This is a genomic window from Asticcacaulis aquaticus, from assembly GCF_028550415.1.
Taxonomy (GTDB): domain Bacteria; phylum Pseudomonadota; class Alphaproteobacteria; order Caulobacterales; family Caulobacteraceae; genus Asticcacaulis; species Asticcacaulis aquaticus.
Genome location: NZ_JAQQKX010000010.1, coordinates 114,654 through 133,766 on the forward strand (window position 1 = coordinate 114,654; position 19,113 = coordinate 133,766).

Sequence of the window (19,113 nt, forward strand, 5' to 3'; positions counted from 1 at the left end):
CGCCGCCGTCTGGGGGGACGGCGGCGTTTCAGTTCGGGGATGTAGAGGGGGCGTTAGAAGGTATACCGCAGACCCGTGGTCATGATGACCCCGGCCCCGGCGGAGTATTTCCGCACGACGCTGGGCTCATAGAGCCACTGCACTTCCGGTTCGTTCATGATGTTCTGGATCGAGAAGTCGCCGCGCAGCTTGTCGCTGAACTTGTAGGACAGTTTCAGGTCGACATATTGCTGCGCTTCGGTGCCCAGGAAGTCGTTATAGGGTGCGCCGCAGACGCCACCGGCATTGGTCGTGATACCCGGCGAGCAGGTGCCTTCGGCCTGCGGGAAGCGGCTGGCGAAGCGGTCGCGCCACGAATAGGCGACGCGGCCTTCGAAGCGGCCCTTTTCATAGAAGACGGTGAGGTTGACCGCTTGCGGCGAGGCGAAGGGCCACGGTGCGGCGGCCCAGCGGCCCGACTGCGTCAGGTAGTTCAGTTCCGACTCCAGCTTGGTGGCGTTCGCCTGTATGCCCAGACCGTTGAACGGTGCGGGCAGGAAGGTGAAGGTCTGCTGGTATTGCAGTTCGATCCCGTTGATGATGCCGCCGGGGCTGTCGACATAGGTGTTGATGTTCCACACGTTTTCGCCCGTATCCATATAGGCGGCCTGCACCGGCGTCAGGGTGGTCAAACCGGCCCGGACGGCGCTGTAGGTTTCCGTCGGCAGGAACTCGTTCAGCTTGGCGTAGTAGGATTGCTGGCGCGGGTAGGAGCCCATATCTTTGTGGAAGAAGGCGACCGACAGCAACATGTCGCGGGTCGGATACCATTCGACGTTCAGGTCGAAATTGGTCGAGCGGAACGGCGACAGTTTCGGGTTGCCGATGGTCAGCCGCGGAGCGTTGGCACCGGAATCCGGAGCGGCGTTGAGTGTAATGCCGGTGACACCCGGGGTCAGGTTGCCCAGCGACGGACGCGCCATGGTCTTGGCTGCGGCGAAGCGGACAAAGACATCCGGGACGACTTCATAGGTCAGGTTCAGCGACGGCAGGACATCGGTATACTGGTTGCTGCCGGTGAAGCCCGTGCCGCTGAACACACCCGACGTGCCGTTGGAGGCACTTTCGACCTTGGTATTGGCGACCCGCACACCGGTATTGCCGCGCAGCGGGCGACCAAACAGGTCGATATTGAATGTCCCCTGAATATAGTGGCTGGTATCGGTTTCCTTGACTGTCAGCGCGTCGCCGAGCGAGGTTTGCAGACGCCAGTCGGCAAACGCATTGACGCAGTTACACTCGTAGCCGAGGATTCGGGACATGGTGTCGCGATCCGGCGACCACCATTTGGTCGGCACACCGGCCGGCAGATCGAGACCGGCGCCGAACTGAACCACCGAGCCGAGATCGCCCAGCTTCAGGTTCGCGTATTCCGGCTTGTTCTGCTCACGACCGTACTTGTTGAGTTCGGCGATGGTCGGTAGCACGCTGCGGCCTACCGTGGCGGCGCGCGTCGAGAACTGATAGATACGCTTCGAATAGCCGAAGTCGAGGCGATAACGGTCGTTGAAGTCGTATTTGAAATCGGCGCGCAGGGTTTCGTAACGGTTGATCGAGGAGCGCACATAGCGGCTGATGCTGGCGTAGCCCTTGACGATATCGCCGTATTCGTTGGGGTCGGCGACGTTGAAGCCCGGGTTATAGACCGGCATGCCATCGCCCGTGCTGCGCTGATCATAGACGAAGCCGTTCTTGTCGAGGGCGAAGATGTCGGTCCGGCCGCCATCAATCTTCAGTTGCGAATAGGAGGCCCCATAGACGGCCTGCATCACGAACTTGTCGCTGAAGCGGTGGTCGAGCGTCAGGCCGAACTGGCTGAAATAGGTCTCGTTTTTCGCGTAGGCGTCGTTGGTCTGCCAGTCGACGCGGTCGAGTTTCATATATTCGACCTGATTGGCGCTGTTGATCGAGACGTCGCGCAGAAGGACGGCTTCCTTGCCGATGATCTGATCGTACATCAGGATGCCGCGACGGTCGGCGGCGGCACCGGCGGCGCTGTAGCCGACCGAACCGGGGTTGTTGTAGTAGTCGTAGGTGTCGAGGTTGTACGGGTTGGTCGACCAGGTGTTGCCCGCGACGGTCGCCGTGTTCAGGACGGCCGCGACCGGGACATAGGCCGTGCCGTTCCAGTATTGCGTCGTGGAGAAGACCGCCTTGTTAGCGTCGCCGAGGCTGCCCTGACACAGGTTGGTGACCGCGTTGTAATCGCAGCGGTTGCCATAGACCCCGCGACGGTCGGCGAAGTAGTTATTGTTCGCCGTCGAATAGGGACGCAGGCCCGTCGTTGTGTTGGTCAGACCGATTTCGGCGCGGTCGTTGAAGAAGTGGCGGTTCAGGCCGAACGAGCCCAGAATGTGCGACTGGTTGTCGGCGATGAATTCCGAATAGAGCGCATCGAAGGTGATCTTGGTGCGGTCCGTCGGTTTCCACTGCGTCGTAAAGGTCAGGCCGAGGCGCTCCTGCTTGATGTCCTGCTGCTGCAGGCTGGCCAGGGACGGCATGGTCGTGATGAGGTTCTGGTTCAGCTTGGCCCAGGCGACCGGGTCGGAGCCATACATGTACGACGCCGAGGAAATGCCATTGGCCACCGTACCGATGCCGGACGGGGCGGGCGACACGCTGGTGGGCGTCGGCGAGGCGAAGCCGTAGAAGCAGTTCAGCGGCGAGGTATTGGTCGTCGCATTGACCGTATTGACCGTGGTCGAGCAGACCGGCGCGACCGGGGAGCCGGTGCCGTTCTGAACCTTGGCGGTGCCGTGGTTCGAACCGCGATAATAGAACTCGAACTGACCGGGGTTACGGTCGTAGAAGCTCAAACCGGTGTCGCGCTTGGAATAGGCGCCGGAGAACAGGAAGCCCAGCTTGCCACCCATGAGCTTCTTGGCGAACAGGACGGCGTAGCGCGGATTGTGCTCGCCGCCATTGTCGTAATAGGTGTCCTGCGCCGAGAACAGGACCTTGTGGGTCTTGCCCTTGTCGTAGCGCATGTCGAGCGGGCGACCGGTGTCGATATCGACCGTGGCGCCGAGCGAGCCTTCGTCCTCGTTGGCTTCGGCGGATTTGCGCACCGACAGCGAGCTGAACAGCTCCGAGGCGAAGACGTTATAGTCGAAACCGCGCGTCCGGTTGACCGCGGTCTGGCCTTCGTTGACGCCCGAGGCCGCCACCGTTTCCAGCCCGTTGAGGCGCGTGCGCACGAAATCGCCGCCCAGACCGCGCACCGTGATGGTGCGACCTTCGCCGTTTTCGCGCTCGATCGAAATGCCGGGCAGGCGTTGCAGCGCTTCGGCAAGGTTCGATTCGGGGAACTTGCCGACATCTTCGGCGGTAATGACGTCGATCAGGGCGTCGGAATTCTTTTTCTGCGTCAGCGACTGTTGCAGCGACTGACGATAGCCGGTGACGACGACGGTCGTGGTGTCGTCATTGGCGGCTGTCGTTTCCTGCGCAAGGGCCGGGGCGCCGATAGCCAGACAGATGGCGACGATGGATGCGCCCGTCAGGGCGGAACGGCGCCGGTGCGGCGGGTTCTGTGTAAGCATTTTTCCTCTCCTTTGGCCGCCCTTTGTTTTTTTGCATCTCGGGGATGTCAGGCGGCATTGCGCGTTTGTTGAAACGTCGTTTCATAATAGACGCAATTTGGCCTCATTGAAAATCGAAAATTTTCGCATTTCATAAAATCAAAAAAAATCGAAATTCATGTGTCAATATTTCAACAGGCGATGTCTTGCTTTCAGGAGAAAGAGACGGGGTAAATTTGTAGTTTGCTTTCAAGCTTTTAACCCGGGGCGGCCTGTATCACTGCCTTTCCGTTCAACGAATTTTTCATACAAAAACCCTTATTCATATGGCATTTTTTTCCTGTCTTCGATCGAATTAGGCTCTGGACAAAGCCGGGCGACGGGAGGAAAAGATCAGTCCTGCGGCGATCACTCAAAAAGCATAAAATTCGATACCGCACTGCACAGGAAAATGAGGACGCAATCCGTGACAAAGGACCCCAGGCCCTTCAGCCGCCGTATGATCCTGACCCTGCCGGTTAGTCTGGGCGTGGTGTCGGCGCTTCCCGCTATGGCTAAAAGCGCTCCCCCTCGCGTGGCGATGTGGGATAGATTTGAGCTAAGCCTGACGGGGCCGAAAACAGATAATTCTTTTATAAATCATACAATAAAGGCTGTGTTCACCCAGGGCAATCGCGCGGTCACGGTCGACGGATTCTATGACGGTGACGGGATATACTAAGGTGCGCTGCATGCCCGATGCAGTGGGGCACTGGACTTACCGGACGGTAAGCTCGGTGAAGCGCCTCGACGGCAAGACCGGAGGATTTGATTGCGCGCCTGCAACAAATGGATCGCATGGACCGGTACAGGTTCGCGGTACGCATTTCACATATAGGGACGGGACGCCTTATCTGCCGTTCGGTACGACCAGCTATGCCTGGATACATCAGTCCGAGACCTTGCAGCAGGAAACCCTGGCCACGTTGAAAGCCTCAAGCTTCAACAAGATTCGTATGGCGGTGTTCCCGAAGCACTACGAATATAACCACAACGAGCCGGGGCTTTATCCGTTCGCGCGTAATGCGGAGGGAAAGAGCGATTACGACCGGCCCAACCCGGCCTTTTACCGGCATCTGGAAACGCGACTGGCTGATTTGCGGGCCATGGGCATCGAGGCCGACCTGATCCTGTTCCATCCCTACGACCGTTGGGGCTATGCCTCGATGACCCCGGCGCAGGACGACGCCTATGTGCGCTACCTCACGGCGCGCCTGTCGAGTTTTTCCAATATCTGGTGGTCGCTGGCCAACGAATACGACCTGATGAAGGGCAAGACGACGGCGGATTTCGAGCGCCTGCTGGGGTTGGTCGCCAAACACGATCCCTATGAACATCTGCGCTCGGTTCACTATTCGGTGACGCCGTGGGACTACAGCCAGCCGATCGTCACCCACGCCAGCATGCAGACCCTGCCGTTCAAGCCGCAGCATTTCGAAACGACGCCGGAGCAGTTGAAACTCTGGAAAAAGCCCGTCCTCAATGACGAGGTGTCGTATGAAGGTAATCTGAACCGTCGCTGGGGCAATATCACCGGTGAAGAACTGACCTGGCGCTTCTGGCGGGGCGTGCTGGCGGGGGGCTATGTCTCGCACGGTGAAACCCTGCTCGATGCGGCCGCAGACTATAGCGAGGAGTCGACGCCGACCCTGTGGTGGTCGCACGGCGGCAAGCTGAAAGGGACCAGTCCGGCGCGCATCGGTTTCCTGCGCAAGCTGGTCGAAGAAATGAATGCGCGGCCGGGCGTGACGCCGGGTCTGGTGCCGCCTGAGAAGGTTTATTACCGCTATGCCTCGACGATGAAGATCGATGGCAAGACGGTCGACGGGCTTCTGTACTTCCTCGATTTTCACCGCCCGGTCTGGTACGAATTCCCGTTGCCCGAAGGGCGGTTCCGCGCCGAACTAATCGATCCGTGGGAGATGACGATTGCACCGGTTGCCGGCGAATTTACGACCAAGGCCAAGCTGATCCTGCCCGGCAAACCGTTTCAGGCCGTGCGCTTCCTGCGTCACTGACACCCCTATAATGATAAGAGGAAAACCGTGTCACATATGAATATCAACCGCCGTACCATCTTGAGTGGCGGTGCTGCGGCGGCCTTCTGGACCACCAGTAGCGCGGCCTTTGCGCAGTTGGCCCCCGGCATTCTGTACCCGACCTATCCCAAGCCGGGGACGCCGAAGCTGGACAATGCCGACAACAGCCGCCGCATCATCCCGGCCCCGGCGAAGGATTACTGGCCCTATTCCGGCATCAGCGGCGCGGGCCAGCCGGTGACCAAGGCTACTCAGACCGGTGGCTGGGTCTCCGGCCTGATCGATGTGAGGTATAAGGGGCCCGTGGCGCGGACATATCCGATCGCCGACTGGGGCACCGCCGACAGCGCCTCGGCGGTCACCAAGGGACTTTTGCCCGCTATCCGCCCGATCTGGGATGTCCATATCCGCGACACCATCGTGCAGTTAGGCGGCGACGGCTGGTACTATATGTCAGGCTCGACCGGCGACAACTGCTGGGCCGTTACCGACGGGATCGAGCTTTATCGGTCACGCGACCTGAAGACGTGGGAATATCGCAGCCTGATCTGGAGCATCGAGCGCGACGGGACGTGGGAAAAGAACTGGACGGCGCGGGCGGGGGTGCCTTTCCGTTCGATCTGGGCGCCGGAATTCCACTATATCGATGGCAATTACTATCTCTGTCACTGCATCAGCGGCGTCGGCATGGGGGTGCTGAAAAGCACGACCGGCAAGCCGGAAGGCCCCTATGTCCATGTGATTTCGCAAGAACCCATCAAGGGGGGGATCGACTCGACCCTGTTCCGCGACGACGACGGCAAGGTCTATCTGTCGTGGGGCTCGGGTCAGCGTATCCGCGAGATCAAACCGGACTTCAGCGACTTCGCGGGCGAGTGGCAGGACATCGTCTATGATGACACAGGTGTCGATCCGGCGGCGCAAAAGGACGGCAAACCCGTACGTCGGGCGGGCTTCGAAGGCGTAACGATCTTCAAGCGCGGCAAGACCTATTATCTGGGGGCCTGCAACCACCACGAAGGCCGCTATTCCTTCATGTTCGTTACTTCGGACAAGTTGACCGGTCCCTATGGCAACCGCCACGAGGGCCCGGCGGGCGGCGGTGGCGGCAATGTCTTCCGCGACAAATCCGGCAAGTGGTGGCAGACCTTTTTCGGCAATGACGATCAGATGCCGTTCCGCGAAAAGCCCGGCCTGATCGCTATCGAATTCGATGCCAGCGGGCGCGTGGTCGCCTCCGCCGATCAACCCTTTAAGCCTTTTGTCTGAGGTGCCTCATGACGGTTTCCAAACGTGATTTTCTGACCGGTATGGCCGGGGGTACGCTCGCAGCGGGTGCCGCGTCGGCGGCGACCCCAAAGGTGACGGCCTCGCCTGCCGATGCGCGCAAGCTGATCGACTATTTCGCCGGTAACGCCAAACTGCTGCTGCGTCAGCCGGGCGGCTATCTCAAATATCCCAGCATTTCGCCCAGCCTGCCGAAAAGCCAGTATTCGACCGAACAGTGGGACTGGGACACCATGTGGACGGTGCGCGGCCTGTTCCACGTCGCGCGCCTGACGAACGACGCCGCGTTGCGCAAGGGGATCGCCGAACACGCGCGCGGGGCCCTGGCCAACTTCTTCGACCATCAGTCGAAAGAGGGGCGCATCCCGATGCTCATTACGGTCAAGAACCCCGATCCGCTGCATTGTCTTGAGGGCGAGCGGCCCAATCCGCGCAATCAGGCCAAGCCGGTTCTGGCGCAACTGGCCCTGATGGCGGCGGACGAAACGGGCGACATCAGTTGGTTCGAGCCGTGGTTCAACCATCTGCTGCGCTTTTACGAGTCGTGGACGCAGGACAATCTTAAGGCTTCGGGCCTGCTCGTCTGGGGCAATGACGTCGCCATCGGTAACGACAACGACCCGACGACCTTCGGGCGGCCGGAGTTTTCTTCGGCCAATCTGCTGCTCAACTGCCTCTATTACAACGATCTGAAGGCCGCCGCCGAGATCGCCAAACGGCTGGGCAAGGCCGACTGGCAAAAGACCTTCACCGATCGGCTGGAGCCACTGGCCAGGGCGATCCATAAGCATAACTGGGACGCCCGCGACCGGTTCTTCTATACGGCAGACGTGCAATGCAGGGACCGCCGGGCCGAGCTGATCCCCAATATTCCGCGCGGCATGGACATGGACTGGCAGACGATTCCGCTGCGTATCCAGACCTTTACGGGCTTCCTGCCGCTGTGGTGCGGTCTGGCGACGAAAGATCAGGCCGAGGCCTTGCGTCAGCATTCTCTCGACCCGCGCACCTTCCATTCGAAAGCGGGCGTGCGCTCACTGTCGGCGGCGGAGTCGATGTACGATCTGCGCGCCAGCACCAACCCGTCGAACTGGCTGGGACCGGTGTGGATCGTGGTCAATTACTTCGTCTGGCGCGGCCTGAAAAACTACGGTTTTACCACCGAGGCGGCGGATTTGTCGGCAAAGACGGTGAAGCTGCTTGCCGACGACCTGACGGCCTCGGGCTCGCTCAACGAATATTATCACCCGGATACCGCCAAGGCCCTCAGCCATAAGGGGTTCATGAACTGGAACCTGCTGGTGCTGGAAATGATTGAGCTGTAAACACGGAACAACGGGAAGTGTCTCAGCGGCCCGTATAACAACAAATAACTATGGGGAGACCAACATGTTACGCCGCCATTTTCTTGCGTCGATGACGCTTCTCGCTGGGTCGGCCGCCTTGCCGTCGTCGCTGTTTGCGGCGCAGGTCGGGGTCAATGAGCCCGCTCACCCGCTGACGCGCGAGCGCATCGCCGCCCTGCCCGGAGGCGAACAGAAGCCTTGGCTCGATTACCTCGCCAAATCCGACGCGCAACTGGCGGCGGACAAGGCGGCGCTGGTCGCCGAGCGCAAGGGCCTGCTGGATATTCCGGCGGACCCGAAGGGCGGCACGGCCCCGACCATGCCGCTCAATAAGCCCGCCGACTGGTATGCCGGTCCTGAGGCGCGCGCCATCGCCGACAATATCGTCAGCTTTCAGACGCCTGCGGGCGGCTGGGGCAAGAACCAGTTGCGCAATACGCCGCCGCGTCTGAAAGGCCAGACCTACGTCCCCGGCGACGTGGCGGCGTTCAAGGTCGATCCGGCGGTGCCTCCGAAAGAGATCCGCTGGTCCTATGTCGGGACCATCGACAATGGCGCGGCGACGACCGAACTGAGCTTTCTGGCGCGCGTCGCCACGGCCCTTCCGGGCAAGGATGGCGATATTTATCGCACCAGCTTCGGCAAGGGGCTGGGCTGGCTGCTTAACGCGCAGTATCCGAACGGTGGCTGGCCGCAGATCTGGCCGTTGCAGGGTGAATATCACGACGCGATCACGCTCAATGACGACGCCATGGTGCATGTGCTCAAGGTGTTGGCGGCGATCGGACGCGGCGAAGAGGCCTTCGCCTTCGTGTCTCCCGCCGACCGTGCCCGTGCCGCGGCAGCGGAGCAGAAGGGCATTGCGTGGCTGCTGGCGGCGCAGGTGACCGTCAATGGCCGCAAGACCCTGTGGGCGCAGCAGCACGACGTCCTGACGCTGGCGCCCGCCACGGCGCGGGCCTATGAGCCGTCGTCGCTGTCGGGATCGGAAAGCGCGGGCGTGCTGATCTATCTGATGTCACTGAAAAACCCGTCGCCTCAGATTATCGCCAGCGTCGCGGCGGGCGTCGCTGTGCTGCGCGAAACGAAACTCGAAGGCGTGGCCTTCGTCAAGGTGAGCGAAGATGAGGGCAAGCGTCTGGTGCCGCAGGCGGGGGCCGGGCCTCTGTGGGCGCGCTACTACGACGCGAAGACCCTGAAACCGATCTTCGGCAATCGCGACCGCAAGCTTTACGACTCGATCGACGATGTCGAGAAGGAGCGCCGCAACGGCTATGCCTGGTTCGGCAACGGACCGCAAAAGGCCATCGATGCCTATGATAAATGGGCGTTCAAGCGCTGATCGTTGAAAAGCAGGCAATATGAAAAAAGCCGCCGCCCGGAGTGTCCGGACGGCGGCCTTTTTGTGCGAAGCCGCGGGTTTACTGCATCTTGTAGATCATGCCGACCGTGAAGCGGCGGCCGCCGTACTGGAAGGTCCACGGCGTTTCCGGCAGGTCCGAGAAACCGCGGTCCTTGGTGCCGATCCGGCGGGCGGTTTCACGCATCAGGTTGCGGCCTTCCCAATAGAGTTCGATATTGGGCGTCAGCTTGTGCGTGATCTTGGCGTCCAGATAGGCGTTTTCGGCCTGATAGAAGCCTTCGCCGGGATTGTAGGGCAGGCCCACCACCTTCAGCGGGTTGGCGTTCGGGAAGGAATAGACCGTATTGTCGTTGCGGGTGCACGACGATACGCATTCCAGCACCTCCGCTTTCTTCTGATAGCTGATGCGGGCATTGGTCTTGCCGTCATCGTACCACAGCGACAGGTTGGCGGTGTAGTCGGGCCGGTTGGCCGTGCCGAGGTTCATGCCGGTCAGCGGATCGATAAAGCCGCCCTGACCGCCGACCGACTTGTTGGTCGAGTAGTTGAAGTCGAAGCCGGTGTAGCGGAATCTCCACGGCAGGAAGCTCAGGGCCGTCTTGGTGGCGAATTCCCAGCCGGCCTGAACGTAGCCGGGGCCATTGATCGTGGTGCCGTAGCTGAACTTGAAGTCCGACAGCTTGCGACCGGTGGCCGGGTCGATTTCCTCGCTGCCCTCGAACAGCGGGTAGTTGAGCAGGGTCTGGCTGACCGGTGCGCCGACCTTGACCTTCTGACGGTAATAGGCCAGCGAGATCATGGTGTCCTTGTTGACGTACCATTCGACCGAGGTGTTGTTGCGGTTGGCCGCATAGGGTTTGAGGTCCGGATTGCCGAAGCCCGAGCAGCCCTGCATCAGGTCGGTTTCACCGTCGTCGAACCGGTCTTCGATCCGTTCATCGACCGTACAGGAACCGGCGGGGAAGATGGCGCTCAGCGGCGGCGGGGCCACGGCCTTGGTCCACGAATAGCGCAGGACGAGCTTGTCCGGCACGGCCCACAGATAGGCGTTGTAGCTCGGCAGCCAGTAGCGGTATTCGCGCTCGATGGCGACCGGCTTGACGATGGTGGTCGTCGTGACGCGGGTATTGCCTTCGTTGGCATTCCAGTCGTTGTTCGGATTACCGTCATCGGTGAAGTTCTTGCGGATCGAGTTGACCGACACGAAGCCCGTCCCGGCGACCTTGGATTCGACCGCACGGACACCGAAATTGCCGCCGAATTCCATGCCGAACGGCAGTTCCTGCTCGAATTCCACCATGTAGTAGGCGGCGGTGAACTGTTCGCCCGAAAGGCGCGAGATCATCGGATAGACATTACCGTCGCTGGCCGTACAGGACTTCAGGCAGTTGAAGTTGTAGTTCTTGGCCGCCTCGACCTGAGCATAGAACTTGTCGAGATCGATCGAGTTCCACAGCCGCATGCTTTCGGCACCCTCGATGTCCGGCAGGAACTGGCCCGTGTTCGGCAGGACGCTTGAGCCGATGATTTCGGTCAGCTGCGCCACGGTCACGGTCTGGACGCCGTGGTTGAAATTGACCGTGGTGCTGGCGTTGGGCACATAACCGTAAACGCAGGCATTGGCCGCCGTCGTCGTCGCCTGATTCTGACAGGCGCGCAGCTGGCTGCGCAGGTTGAGCGTCGGCACATAGACGCCCGGTTTCGGGATATAGCCGTCGCCGTTCCACGCCTGGGTACCGGCCTTGCGATACTGTATGCCGGTCTTGAACGAGGTGAAGAAGGGCAGGCCTTCGGGCAGACGGTAGGTCGCGTCGAGCTTGGCTTCGTCCTGCGTGGATTCCACCAGACGCGGTCCGTAGCCCAGCTGGATATTGCTGGTATAGAGCGCCGCCGTGGCCGCTGCCGGGTTCAGCGTGACATAGTTGGCCGGATTGTTGAGATCGACACCAGCCGGGAACTGGAAGGCCCAGGTGCCGTTCGACTGCGCGTACATCTTGGTCGAGCCGTAGGGCAGGTTGAAGGCCACGCGCTTGTCGTAGCGCGTATAGCTGGTTTCCGAGCGGTTGGCGCGGAATTCGACCTTCAGCGGCCCCTTGTTATAGTCGGCCCCGACCTGCAGATAGCTGGTGTCCCAGTTCTGGTCGTTGCGGATGTGATCGACATTATAGACCGAGTTGGTGATTTCCGCCGACAGCAGGTGGTGGTTACCGTCCATCACGATCGAGCCGGGCACGATATTGACCGCCTGACCGATGACCGGGAAGGAGTTGTTGGTCGTGGTCGAGCCCGCCGTATTGTCGTACTGAACAAGGCCGGTCGTATAGCCGGGATTGTACAGATAGTAGCCGGTATTGGGCAGAACGGTCATCACCATGGGCGTATTGACCGGATAGCTGACCGTCGGGTTGCTGATCTGGGGCAGGGTATTGACGCCCGTCGTCGCGCCGGTCAGGAGCGTAATGCCGCCCTGGGTGCGGTTGGAACGCGAATCGAGCTGGTGACGGCTCGTTTCCTGATACTTGGCGAAGACCGTCAGGTTGCTGTTGACGCGGTAGTCGAAACGCAGGTCCCAGGTCAGGCGGTCTTCGTACTGGTTGAGCCAGGTTTCGCGCACGATCTGCGGCGTGTAGTCGTTCCACTGGTTCAGGCAGCTTATCCGCTCGCGGATGCGCTGGGCCTGAAGGTCGCGGCGATTGTTGTTGCTGCCGCCCGCGACGATCGAGTTGAGCGTCGCTTCGCTGTAGAGCGGGAAGGCGGCATCGCAATCCGCCTTGCTCTTGGCGGCCGCCGCCTTCGTCACGACCTGTATCGGCGTGTCGGTCGAGAACTTGCCGCCCGCCACCAGATCCCAGGTGGAGATTGGCGTATTGGCGCCGTCGCCGGTGACCAGCGACGGATCGTATTGGAAGGTCTTTTCCGCCGAATTGTCGAGGTCGATGGCGCGCAGATAGCCGCCCCAGTTGTTGCCGCCGGCATTGGCCATCTGATGGCTGTCGCCCAGAAAACGACGTGACGACAGGTTGAAGATGACGCCCAGACGATTGTCGAAGAACTTGCGCGAGGCCACGATATTGATGTCGGGCGACCATTTCCGGCTGATCGAGTTACGCTCGCCCGCCACGCGTAGCGAAAGGTAGGGCTTCTTGAAATCGAGGCCGGAACGGGTCTGGACCTGAACCGTACCGCCAAGGCCGCCCTGGGTCATGTCGGGGGTCTGGCCCTTGACCACATCGACGCTCTTGATCAGGTCGGCGGGCAGTTCGCGCAGATCCGACGCCCGGCCACCCGACTGGTTCATGGCCAGATCGAAGCCGGAAGACGCCACCGACATGCCGTCCATTTCGACACGGGTCAGATCGGCACCGTTGCCGCGCAGGGCCATGGTCTCGCCTTCGCCGGTTTCACCGCGCGTCAGCGCCATGCCGGGGATGCGCGAAATGGCTTCGTTCAGGTTGCGGTCGGGGAACGAGCCGACGTCGTCGGCCACGATGGAGTCCGTCGCGGTCTTGGCTTTTTTCTTGCGGTTGATGGACGATTGCTGCGACGCGCGCGAGCCGACGACGATGACTTCGGTCACGCTCGTGTCGCCGCTGGGCGCGGGTGCCTGCTGCGCCTGAGCCACAGATGCCGCTGTTACCGCTATCATGGCCAGGCCTGTGCTGGCCATCAGCCTCTTAAACTGGGGTGTATTCATTTTTTCCTCCCGATGCCGTTGAAACGGCACGTGTTTTTATTTGCTTACGCCGATCTCCCTTGGACCGGCGCTGCCTGACAGAACGCGTGATCAGGCATGGATGTCAGGGCCTGCGCACGGGTGAACCGCAGGCAGGGCAAAGGTATCGCTTGTGAAGTTTCCCCGGGCGGCTGACTCCCTTTTAGGGTTCTTATGCCGAACCTCCGAATTATCAGCCCACGGGTATGGCCGACTATCTGTTTGCGCTAACATTCAAGTCAAGGCAAAATTCGTATTAGGTCTTACGTCTTCTCTTTTTTGCCGCTTTGTTACGCAAAAGACACGTTTATATGTGGAAACAAAGGAGCGGAACCTTGTCACTTTATTCTGGATTGCGCAGCCTTTCAGATCAACCTGCGGGATGATTCACCCCAGCAGGCTGGCGGCTATGTTGATGGCGATGGCCAGAATCGTCGTGTTGAAGAAGAAGGCGAAAACGACGTGGCCCAGATTCAGGCGGCGCATGGATTTCGAGATGATCGCGACGTCGGCCGTCTGGGCGGCGGTGCCCATGATGAAGGCGAAATAGAGAAAATCGACATAGTCGGGGGCGGCGTCCTTGCCCGGAAAGCTCAGTCCCGGTTCCGGGTCGCGCCTGAGCGCCACGTAATAGGCATGGGCATAGTGCAGGGCAAAGGTCGTGTGCACGAACAGCCAGGTCGTGACGAGGGTCGCCCCGCCGAGGCCCAGATTGACCGCCTTGTCCAGTCCGTGCAGAGCGTGGGCGGCCATCAGCTCAGTGGCGATGGCGACGACGCAGGCCGCCACCGCGAGACCGGTCAGCCCCAGTATGGTCCATTTGCCGACGTCCTGCGCTTCGGCGCGCTGCTGAATGCCCTCGACGTCGCTGCGCCACATGATAAAGGCGGCGATCGCCAGATAGAGGCTGGCGGCGATATTCCAGGCCACAAGAAGGTTTTGCGACAACCGCCACGGCGTCAGCCAGATCAGTCCGCACAGCAGCGCGGCGGCCAGAGCCGCAGCCGCGGTAAGCCAGGGGCGGCTGCGGACGGCCTGAAAGGGGGGGCGGGGTGCCGGATGTGACATGGAGGGCCTCTTTGCGCCCAAGGGAAGCCGTAATCGGCGCGAATGTCAAAATATCTGTGCCGAATCCGACACAGTCCGGCCAGCAAAAGCCTTCCGTATGCGTGTAAATCGCCTGTCGCGTGCGGCTTACACAAATCTGTCACGCAAGCTTTCGCGTTCTGTCACAGAGCGCTCCTATAAGCCGCCTCCAATGGCATGGGCGTGTTCAGAGCGGGGACAGAATCTCCGGCGCGTCGCTTGCGCAACCGTTGGAGAGCACAATGAACAAATCCACGAAAATCCGTCTGGGCCTGATGGGCTTCACCGCCGCGATCGCCCTGGCCGGCTGCTTCGGCGCCGACAACGTCGCCTCGCCGGGCGAAGGCGTCCTGATCGGTGGCGGCGGTTCGTCGTCCTCTTCGTCGTCCTCCTCGACCTCGGGCGTGGCCGCCGCTTCGTGCCCGACCGGCACCGACAATGTCGGCGTCATCACGCTTGCCGGTGGCGCTCAGGCGCGTAACTGCCAGCTGCCGAACACCATCTCGGGCAGCCTGACGCTCGCCAAGCTCGACGGCGTCATCTACTCGGTCTCGGGCCGCGTTAACGTCGGCGTCGATCAGGGTTCGGACGTCAATGCCCCCATCGCCGGTGCCGCCAAGGGCGTGCTGACCATCGAGCCGGGCGTCACGGTCTTCGGTTCGGCCGGCCTCGACTACATCGCCGTTCAGCGCGGTTCGCAGATCTTCGCCGAAGGCACCGCCGCCAACCCGATCATCTTCACCTCGCGCAACAACGTCACCGGCGCTTCGACCGCCAACTCGATCGGCGAATGGGGCGGTCTGGTGATCCTCGGTCGCGCGCCGACCAACACCTGCCCGACCGACGCGGTTCCCGCCACGCTCAACGCCTTCAAAGATTGTACGACGAACTTCGAAGCCGTTGCCGGTCTGAACTTCGGTGGTAACAACCTCGCTGACAACTCGGGCGTCCTGAAGTACGTGCAGGTCCGCTACACCGGCTATCAGGTCGATGTCGGCAAGGAGCTGAACGGCATCACCTTCGCCGGCGTCGGTGCGGGCACCACGGTCGACTACGTGCAGGTCTATAACTCGTCGGACGACGGCGTCGAATTCTTCGGCGGCACGGTCAACGCCAAGCACCTCGTGCTCTACGGCAACGACGACGAGCAGTTCGACACCGACAACACCTGGTCGGGTTCGGTCCAGTGGATGCTGGCGGTTCAGGCCGCGCGCTCGACCTCGGGCTCGTTCGGCTTCGAAATGTCCTGTAACAAGGGTGGCAACAGCGGCATCCGCTCGATGTGCCCGACCACCTCGGCCGTCAACACCGGCACGATCCGTCCGTTCTCCTACCCGAAGGTGTCGAACGCGACGATCATCATGAAGAACACCGCCAACACCCAGGCGCTGAAGCTCGACACCGGCACCGGCCTGCTGCTGGTCAACTCGATCATCCGCACCACCAGCGCATCGTCGAACTGCTTCAGCATCCAGGACGACAACACCGTCGTCGCCCAGATCGCCTTCCGCTCGGTTTACGCCATCTGCGGCGGCATCGCCTCGATCAGCGTCCAGACGGGCACCTCGAACACCGGTCAGGTTCTGCCGACTCAGGCCGCCGCTGACGCCCTGTGGACCTCGGGCAACATCACCCGCGTCTCGTCCTCGACCTCGGTTCTGCTGCCGACCGTCATGAACAACACGCTGGGCACCGCCACGACCCTGACCGGCGACTTCATCAACGGCGCCAACGAAAACGCCGTGGCCGTGACCGACCCGACGATCCTCAATGACGGCGTCAACAACAATGTCGGCTTCTTCACCAAGCCGACCAATATCGGTGCCGTGAACAGCGCCTCGGAGACCTGGTACAAGGGCTGGACCTGCGGCATGGCGACCGGCGAGAAGTCCTGCCAATAGCAGCAAGCTGAAGACCAGCGGCGGGGGAAACCCCGCCGCAAGCTTCTCTGCCCTGTCCTTCAGCAAAGGTTGATCCCATGAAACTGCACACTCTCTCCCTCGGCGCCTTGCTGATGGCCACCACGTCGCTGGCGGCGGTCTCCGCTGCCACGGCGCAAGACCAAACCCCTCCGGCCGCGGACGCCAACGCCGCCCCGGCGGCCGAAAAGGAAATCACCGAAGTCGTCGTGCGCGGCAAGAACGTCCCCAAGACGATGCGCCGCACCGCCGAAGTCTCGGCGATCCTGACGACCGAAGACCTCAAGCGTACCGGCGACGACAACGCCGCCGCCGCCCTGACCCGCGTCGCCGGCCTCAGCATCGTCGAAGGCAAGTTCATCTATGTGCGCGGCCTTGGCGAGCGCTACTCTTCGGCCCTGCTGAACGGCGCGCCGCTGCCGTCGCCCGAGCCGCTGCAACGCGTCGTGCCGCTCGACCTGTTCCCGGCCTCGCTGCTGGGCCGCGTCTCGGTCCAGAAGACCTATTCGGCGGAATTCCCCGGTGAGTTCGGCGGCGGTGTCGTCGACCTGCAAACCCTGGCTATCCCGCGCGACAGCTTCCTGACCTTCGGCGTCGGCACCGGCTACAACACGGAAACGACCGGCAAGAAGACCGTCACCTATTTCGGTTCGGTCACCGACTGGCTGGGCTATGACGACGGCGCGCGCAGCCTGCCGGACGCCCTGCGCACGGCCATGGGTAAGGGCAAGCTGATCAACCCGAACAACTACCCCTCGACCGGCACCGGTGCCACGAAAGAGCTTCAGACCATCGGTCAGTCCTTCACCAATGCCGACCTGAACCTGCTGCAAATCGGTCGTCCGACGCCGAACTTCAGCACCAATCTCGGTCTGGGCGACGCCTATGACGTGCTTGGTGGTCGACTGGGCGTGGTCGCCGTCGGCGATTTCTCCAACAACTGGTCGGTCAAGCGCGGCGTCCACTATGAGGACGACTACGAAAACTCGGCCAACAACGTCTCGTGGAACGGCCTGCTTAGCCTCGGCTATACGCACGGCGGCCATACGGTCAAGTGGACCGGCATGTATATCCGCAAGACGACGAAGTTCGCCGCCACCCGCGATGGCTACAACTCGAACGGCTTCTTCTACCGTAAGGACCGCACCGGCTGGTATCAGCGCGAGCTGGGCCTCAGCCAGTTGACGGGCAACCATGCCCTGACCTCGACCCTGACGCTCGACTGGACGGCCTCCTACGCCGTCACCGTCCGCGACACGCCGTACGACAAGTTCATCAACTACCAGCTCGACACCTCGGGCGGTGCGCTGAACGGCCTCTATTTCACCGACCTGCGCAATGGCGGTGGTAACGAGACGGCCTTCTCGAACCTGAAGGACACGGCCAAGTATCTCGGCGCGAACCTGACCTGGGACTATTCGCTGGGCGACGGTCGCGACGGCAAGCTGATGGTCGGCGCGTCGACCCTCGACAACCAGCGCGACTATCAGCGCCGGGCCTTCGAGTTCAAGTCGGTCAACGACTCGCTCGCCAAATATACCCGCGTCGACTACCTGTTCTCGGACTACAATATCCGTCCGGACTTCCTGCAACTGTGGGAAACCGGTTCGGATTCACCTCAAGCCTACAAGGCCGGTCTGATCGTTCAGGCCTACTACATCAAGACCGACGTCGCCGTCCTGCCGCTGGTTCGTGTGGCCGCCGGTGTGCGTTTCGAAAACGGCAAGGAACGCTCGGATCTGAGCTACCTGTACCAGACCAACGCCAAGCCGGACCGCGCCTCGACGGTCATCAAGGAAAGCTACGTCCTGCCGTCGGCGACCGCGACCTGGAACTTCAAGGAAGACATGCAGCTCCGCTTCGGCGCGTCCAAGACCATCGGCCGCCCGCAGTTCCGCGAACTGGCCGAGCCGACCTTCCGCGAATCCGACAGCGACCGTTCCTTCACCGGTAACCCGTTCCTGAAGGACACCGAGCTGACCAATCTGGATGCGCGGTACGAGTGGTACTACGGCGCGGGCGAATACCTGACCGCCGGTCTGTTCCACAAGACGCTCGACAACCCGGTCGAAACCATCTCGACCGGCACCCAGCTTCAGCAGACCTTCGTCAACGCCCCCAAGGCGAAGATTCAAGGCTTCGAAGTCGACTACAAGGGCCTGTTCGAAAGCCCGATGCAGGGCAAGTTCTTCGACGGCAAGGAATGGCTGGTTCAGGCCAACTACACCTTCACCGACTCCAGCGTGCAGGTGAAGACGGGCGACAAGATCGCCTTCAGCCGCACGACCTTCCAGCCGGTCGAAGCCTCGCTCTACATCAAGGACGGCGCCAAGCTGCAAGGTCAGTCGGACCACCTCGCCAACCTCCAGTTCGGCTGGCAGGACGATGAGGCCAAGTCGCAGGCCACGCTTCTGCTGACCTATGTCAGCGAGCGCATCTCGGTCCGCGGTTCGGGCATCGTCGGCGACCCCGACATCATGCAGGAGCCGGGCACTCAGGTCGATTTCGTCTATCGCAAGGGCTTCACTACCTTCGGTCGCGACCTGAACCTTCAGGTCGAGGCGCGTAACCTGGGCGGCACCGAGTACAAGGAATACCAGACGGTCAACAGCAAGCGCGTCTATGTCGACCGCTACGACCCGGGTACCTCGGTCTCGGTCAGCTTGTCGACGACGTTCTAAGGCACGTGTGTCGGTAAGAATTGAGCCCTCCGGTGCGAACCGGAGGGCTTTTTCATGGATCAGGCGGTCACCATTCCCCCG

Annotated in this window: 10 protein-coding genes; 7 read left to right on the forward strand and 3 right to left on the reverse strand. The window is 61.5% G+C overall.

Annotated features, from left to right (window positions below):
• Positions 1-53: 53 nt before the first annotated feature.
• Positions 54-3,581 (reverse strand): TonB-dependent receptor domain-containing protein, encoded by a 3,528-nt coding sequence (locus PQU92_RS12895; RefSeq protein ID WP_272748636.1) that lies wholly within the window; start codon positions 3,579-3,581, stop codon positions 54-56.
• A 559-nt stretch (positions 3,582-4,140) separates the two neighbouring features.
• Between PQU92_RS12895 and PQU92_RS18905 the strand changes: the two genes are divergently transcribed.
• The 5 genes from PQU92_RS18905 (at position 4,141) to pelA (ending at position 9,613) form a co-directional block, all read left to right on the forward strand.
• Positions 4,141-4,281 (forward strand): DUF5060 domain-containing protein, encoded by a 141-nt coding sequence (locus PQU92_RS18905; protein ID WP_368407111.1) that lies wholly within the window; start codon positions 4,141-4,143, stop codon positions 4,279-4,281.
• A gap of 10 nt (positions 4,282-4,291) precedes the next feature.
• The gene (locus PQU92_RS12900; protein WP_272748637.1) at positions 4,292-5,617 is read left to right on the forward strand and encodes an apiosidase-like domain-containing protein; all 1,326 of its coding nucleotides are present in this window, start codon (positions 4,292-4,294) and stop codon (positions 5,615-5,617) included.
• A 36-nt stretch (positions 5,618-5,653) separates the two neighbouring features.
• Positions 5,654-6,907 (forward strand): family 43 glycosylhydrolase, encoded by a 1,254-nt coding sequence (locus PQU92_RS12905; protein ID WP_272748683.1) that lies wholly within the window; start codon positions 5,654-5,656, stop codon positions 6,905-6,907.
• Positions 6,908-6,915: 8 nt separating this feature from the next.
• On the forward strand, positions 6,916-8,250 hold the full coding sequence (locus tag PQU92_RS12910) for an MGH1-like glycoside hydrolase domain-containing protein (protein ID WP_272748638.1): 1,335 nt from the start codon (positions 6,916-6,918) through the stop codon (positions 8,248-8,250).
• A gap of 64 nt (positions 8,251-8,314) precedes the next feature.
• Positions 8,315-9,613: a pectate lyase gene (pelA, locus tag PQU92_RS12915; protein ID WP_272748639.1), complete on the forward strand. Its 1,299-nt coding sequence runs from the start codon at positions 8,315-8,317 to the stop codon at positions 9,611-9,613.
• Positions 9,614-9,692: 79 nt separating this feature from the next.
• On the opposite strand, the gene PQU92_RS12920 is transcribed toward pelA, so the two are convergent.
• Both PQU92_RS12920 and PQU92_RS12925 read right to left on the reverse strand, forming a co-directional pair.
• On the reverse strand, positions 9,693-13,301 hold the full coding sequence (locus tag PQU92_RS12920) for a TonB-dependent receptor (RefSeq protein ID WP_272748640.1): 3,609 nt from the start codon (positions 13,299-13,301) through the stop codon (positions 9,693-9,695).
• A 432-nt stretch (positions 13,302-13,733) separates the two neighbouring features.
• On the reverse strand, positions 13,734-14,414 hold the full coding sequence (locus tag PQU92_RS12925; protein ID WP_272748641.1) for a DUF1345 domain-containing protein: 681 nt from the start codon (positions 14,412-14,414) through the stop codon (positions 13,734-13,736).
• Between the two features lie 260 nt (positions 14,415-14,674).
• Between PQU92_RS12925 and PQU92_RS12930 the strand changes: the two genes are divergently transcribed.
• Together PQU92_RS12930 and PQU92_RS12935 are read left to right on the forward strand one after the other, a co-directional pair.
• Complete coding sequence (locus tag PQU92_RS12930) at positions 14,675-16,333, forward strand: beta-helix domain-containing protein (RefSeq protein WP_272748642.1); 1,659 nt, start codon at positions 14,675-14,677, stop codon at positions 16,331-16,333.
• Between the two features lie 77 nt (positions 16,334-16,410).
• Positions 16,411-19,032: a TonB-dependent receptor domain-containing protein gene (locus PQU92_RS12935; RefSeq protein WP_272748643.1), complete on the forward strand. Its 2,622-nt coding sequence runs from the start codon at positions 16,411-16,413 to the stop codon at positions 19,030-19,032.
• Positions 19,033-19,113 lie beyond the last annotated feature (81 nt).

What these genes read in the sequence shown, in the direction of transcription:
- PQU92_RS12895 (WP_272748636.1), bottom strand. Translation starts at nt 3,581, where the DNA reads ATGCTTACACAGAACCCGCCGCACCGGCGCCGTTCCGCCCTGACGGGC.
- PQU92_RS12930 (WP_272748642.1), top strand. Translation starts at nt 14,675, where the DNA reads ATGAACAAATCCACGAAAATCCGTCTGGGCCTGATGGGCTTCACCGCC.
- PQU92_RS12910 (WP_272748638.1), top strand. Translation starts at nt 6,916, where the DNA reads ATGACGGTTTCCAAACGTGATTTTCTGACCGGTATGGCCGGGGGTACG.
- pelA (WP_272748639.1), top strand. Translation starts at nt 8,315, where the DNA reads ATGTTACGCCGCCATTTTCTTGCGTCGATGACGCTTCTCGCTGGGTCG.
- PQU92_RS12900 (WP_272748637.1), top strand. Translation starts at nt 4,292, where the DNA reads ATGCCCGATGCAGTGGGGCACTGGACTTACCGGACGGTAAGCTCGGTG.
- PQU92_RS12905 (WP_272748683.1), top strand. Translation starts at nt 5,654, where the DNA reads ATGAATATCAACCGCCGTACCATCTTGAGTGGCGGTGCTGCGGCGGCC.
- PQU92_RS12925 (WP_272748641.1), bottom strand. Translation starts at nt 14,414, where the DNA reads ATGTCACATCCGGCACCCCGCCCCCCCTTTCAGGCCGTCCGCAGCCGC.
- PQU92_RS12920 (WP_272748640.1), bottom strand. Translation starts at nt 13,301, where the DNA reads ATGGCCAGCACAGGCCTGGCCATGATAGCGGTAACAGCGGCATCTGTG.
- PQU92_RS18905 (WP_368407111.1), top strand. Translation starts at nt 4,141, where the DNA reads ATGTGGGATAGATTTGAGCTAAGCCTGACGGGGCCGAAAACAGATAAT.
- PQU92_RS12935 (WP_272748643.1), top strand. Translation starts at nt 16,411, where the DNA reads ATGAAACTGCACACTCTCTCCCTCGGCGCCTTGCTGATGGCCACCACG.